Origin of the sequence: Vulcanococcus sp. (assembly GCF_044369115.1) — a bacterium.
Classification (GTDB): domain Bacteria; phylum Cyanobacteriota; class Cyanobacteriia; order PCC-6307; family Cyanobiaceae; genus Vulcanococcus.
Genome location: NZ_JBIPMN010000295.1, coordinates 1 through 3,533, shown reverse-complemented (window position 1 = coordinate 3,533; position 3,533 = coordinate 1). Strand labels below are relative to the sequence as shown.

The 3,533-nt window shown below is 61.4% G+C and carries 6 protein-coding genes; all 6 read left to right on the top strand.

Annotated elements, in window-relative coordinates; translation table 11 throughout:
- Positions 1 to 204, top strand: a 204-nt coding sequence (locus ACIQ2E_RS15345; protein WP_398332393.1) for a hypothetical protein, incomplete at its 5' end; no start/stop codon positions are given.
- 16 nt (positions 205 to 220) lie between these two features.
- Entirely contained in the window at positions 221 to 1,276 is a 1,056-nt protein-coding gene (locus ACIQ2E_RS15340; RefSeq protein WP_398332391.1) for a hypothetical protein, read from the top strand.
- Positions 1,277 to 1,295: 19 nt separating this feature from the next.
- Positions 1,296 to 2,309, top strand: a complete 1,014-nt coding sequence (locus ACIQ2E_RS15335; protein WP_398332389.1) for a hypothetical protein — start codon at positions 1,296 to 1,298, stop codon at positions 2,307 to 2,309.
- 1 nt (position 2,310) lies between these two features.
- Positions 2,311 to 2,583 (top strand): hypothetical protein, encoded by a 273-nt coding sequence (locus tag ACIQ2E_RS15330; RefSeq protein ID WP_398332387.1) that lies wholly within the window; start codon positions 2,311 to 2,313, stop codon positions 2,581 to 2,583.
- 70 nt (positions 2,584 to 2,653) lie between these two features.
- The gene (locus ACIQ2E_RS15325; RefSeq protein WP_398332385.1) at positions 2,654 to 2,962 is read left to right on the top strand and encodes a DUF6127 family protein; all 309 of its coding nucleotides are present in this window, start codon (positions 2,654 to 2,656) and stop codon (positions 2,960 to 2,962) included.
- On the top strand, positions 2,959 to 3,435 hold the full coding sequence (locus ACIQ2E_RS15320; protein WP_398332383.1) for a glycoside hydrolase family 108 protein: 477 nt from the start codon (positions 2,959 to 2,961) through the stop codon (positions 3,433 to 3,435). The genes ACIQ2E_RS15325 and ACIQ2E_RS15320 overlap by 4 nt, the downstream gene beginning before the upstream one ends.
- The last annotated feature ends 98 nt before the right edge of the window (positions 3,436 to 3,533 follow it).

Genomic DNA, 3,533 nt, shown 5'->3' with positions numbered 1-3,533 from the left:
ACCGAGTCCTACCGGCTGCAGGTGCGGAGCGGCTCCACGGTGGTGCGCACCGTCACGGTCACCGCTTCACAAAGCTGGGTCTATTCCGCGGCATCCATCAGCGCCGATGGCTTCAGCAGCGGTCAAACCATCGGCTTCACCGTGGCCCAAAACAGCGATCAGGGCGTGCTCGGCCATCTGGCCAGCACCAGCATCCTCAGGTAACCCATTTTGGTGACCCATGTCCAACAGCACCTCCCTTCTCGACACCATCGCCACCAACCAGAGCAGCAAAGAAGTCACGGCCAATGCGCTGTTTGATGCGGCCAGCGTGGCCACGCTGTGGGGTCGGCGGGCAAGCACGACTACCGGCTTGACCTGGGGCTACTACGGTGGCTGGTTCAACGGCCAGATCAGTAACGGCACGGTGAGCCTGACCGCCAGCAGCACCAACTACCTGATGGCCGATGCCAGTACTGGCGCGGTGACGGTGAACACCAGCGGTTTTACGGCTGGCAAGATTCCCCTGTACCAGGTGATGACGGGATCGACCACGGTCACCAGCTACACCGATCGGCGCTCCTACGCACCTCAGGCGTTGGCAGGCGGTGGGGTCACAAGCGTCAATGGCTTGACCGGCGCGGTGAGCCTGACCACTGACAACATCGGTCAGGGCAGCACCAACCTGTACTTCAGCAACGCGCTGGCGCGCGGGGCGATTTCTGCCAGTGGCTCGCTGGCCTACAACGCCAGTACCGGCGTTATGAGCTTCACCGATGCCGTCACCTCGGTGGCCGGCAAGACCGGAGCCGTGACTCTCAGCACCGGGGACGTCAGTGGCCTAGGCACGGTGGCCACATTGGCCAGCGACACCGACGGCACCCTCGCCGCCAACAGTGACAGCCGGGTCGCCACCCAAAAGGCTACCAAGGCCTACGTGGACTCCAAGACCGGGGGCGCACAGCCCTACGACCTGCTGATGTTCTTCCCTGGTACGCCCACCGGCAGCCAGGTGATGGGCCGCATCATCATCCCGCGTGCAGTGAGCTTGCCGGCCAGCCTAACGGGCTCCTACAGCTCTTCCATCGCCGCAGCCACAGGCAGCACGACGCTGACCCTTGCCAAGAACGGCACCTCGATTGGCAGCGTGAACTTTGCGGCCGGAGCCACCAGCGCCACTTTCACCTTTGCCAGCGCAGTGAGCTTGGCCGCTGGCGATGTGCTGACCCTGACCAATCAAGCCACCGCCGACGCCACGCTGGCCAACGTCTCGGTCAGCCTTGTGGGCACCCGATAAACAACCTCTGGAGCGATGAATGACGTTTCGATTCTGTGATGGCTTTGACAGCTACACCGCTACCGCGCAGGTGACCAGAAAGTGGTCAAGCGGCAGCAGCTTTACGTTCGCATCAACTGCCGGAAAGTTTGGAGGAGGTGCTCTGACCAACAGCAGTTCCCCCTATAGCTTCCAGGTGGTCAAAGGCGTATCCATACCCAGCGGAGCCAAGGTACGCGTGGGGTTCTATTTGAAGTACAGCAGTGGCACAACTGCTGGCGGTACTTCTGCCGGCTACTACAACGTCGGTTTCAACAACAACTCAGCGCTGTCTTTGACCCCGTTGGGGCAACTGGCGGTAGTGAACTACGGCGGAAGCACGCCCTGCATCACATCGTCCGCCTTTGTGAATGACGGCAACTTTCACTGGGTGGAGTTGGAGTACTACCTCAACGGATCGAGCAGTACGGCCCAGCTCTACATCGATGGCATCTCACAAGGCAGCTACACAGGCTTCTTTGCCTCTGCCCAAGCGATCATATCGGTCACCGTCGCCCTCGGATACACCTTCAGCGGCACGGGATGGATCGACGATGTCATCGTGTGGGATGACCAGGGCAGCAACTTCAACACGTTTCCCATCGGTCCGCGTCGTATCAGCACCTTGGTGCCGAACGCTGATGGTGACCTTGCCCAGTTCACGCCTAAGACCGGAACCTCGCATTACGCGATGGTCAACGGAGGTTTTGCCTCCACCAACTATGTCAGCGACTCCGGCACCGGCAATGTGGACCTGTACAAATTCCCCGCGCTGCCGTACTCACCCACAAGCATCAATGCGGTGGTCGGCAACTATTTCGCCCAGAACACCGGCTCGGGCACGACCAGCCTGATACCCAAGCTCAAGACCTCAGGCACCACGGTATCGGGCGCAACCCAAACCCTTACGGTAGGCATCAATTCGCTGTACCAGGCCGCGTTTCTGACCGATGCGGGTGGCAGCAGTTGGTCGGCGACGTCGGTCAATGCAATGCAATTGGGCATGGGCGACTGACGTGACGGTCCAGTACACCTACCTTTTCGGGGAAACGGTTGCCGATTGGACTGATGCGCCGACAGCGGCCCAGATCAGCTCACTCAATACTGAAGTCATCGGGCCTTGGACTGACGCAGCCATCGCGTCGCGAGTTACCGCGCTGGCCGCGGAGGTCCTTGGCCCTGTGGGCGAAGGCACCAACACAACGGCAGCCAGCGTGTTTGTGGAGGTGATTCACGACGTGAAGGCGCTGGCTACGTCGTCTGTCCCCATCCTGATGGCTTGCACCTAACACCGCAGGCAGTTTCAACAAGCTCGCCCTGGCATATGCCTCGACGGGCCTTCTTGTTTTGGAGGTTTTGATGTCAGATTTTTCCGATGCTGTGTCAGAAATTGGGAAGGGCAGCGTCCTGTCCCTTCGAGCCGAAGACCTCAATGAATTGCTTACACGGGCAGCCGAGCGCGGCGCTGAAAGAGCGTTGGCCAGCCTCGGCCTCGAGAACGGGCACGCGGCCGCAGACATCCGAGATCTGCGCGGTCTGATGGAGGCCTGGCGAGATGCTCGGCGCACGGCCTGGCAAACCGTGATTCGGGTGGTCACGACCGGGCTTCTTGCGCTGCTGCTAGTCGGCGCGGCCATCAAGTTCAAGTTGATGGGAGGCTCGCAATGAACTTCGAACAGTGCTTTACCGCATTGCTGACCCACGAGGGTGATTACGCGGATCTGAAGAACGACCGTCGCGGCGAGACCCGGTTCGGTGTCACCGAGGCTGTGGCGCGCGGCGCCGGATACACCGGCGACATGCGCGACCTGCCAATCAGTCTTGCCAAGACCATCTACCGGTCGTTGTACTGGGACGCAGTGCGCGGCGATGAACTGCCCGACGGAATCCGGTACTTCGTCTTTGACGCTGCCGCCGCTTCCGGGGTTCGGCAGTCGGTCCTCTGGCTGCAGCGAGCCCTGGGAGTTGCGGCAGACGGAATCCTGGGGCCAGTCACGCTGGCAGCCGCCCACGCGGCCAACCCGGACAAGTTGAAGGCGCTCCTACTGTCCCAGCGACTTCGCTTCATGGCTGGACTGTCGAACTGGCCGTCGTTCTCGCGGGGCTGGAGCCGCCGCGTTGCAGATCTATTGGAGGCGTAGATGGCAATCGATCCCGTCACCGCGCTGCTAGACATCGGCGGCAAGGTCATCGACCGTCTGTGGCCCGACCCAGTACAAGCCGCGCAGGCCAAGTTGGA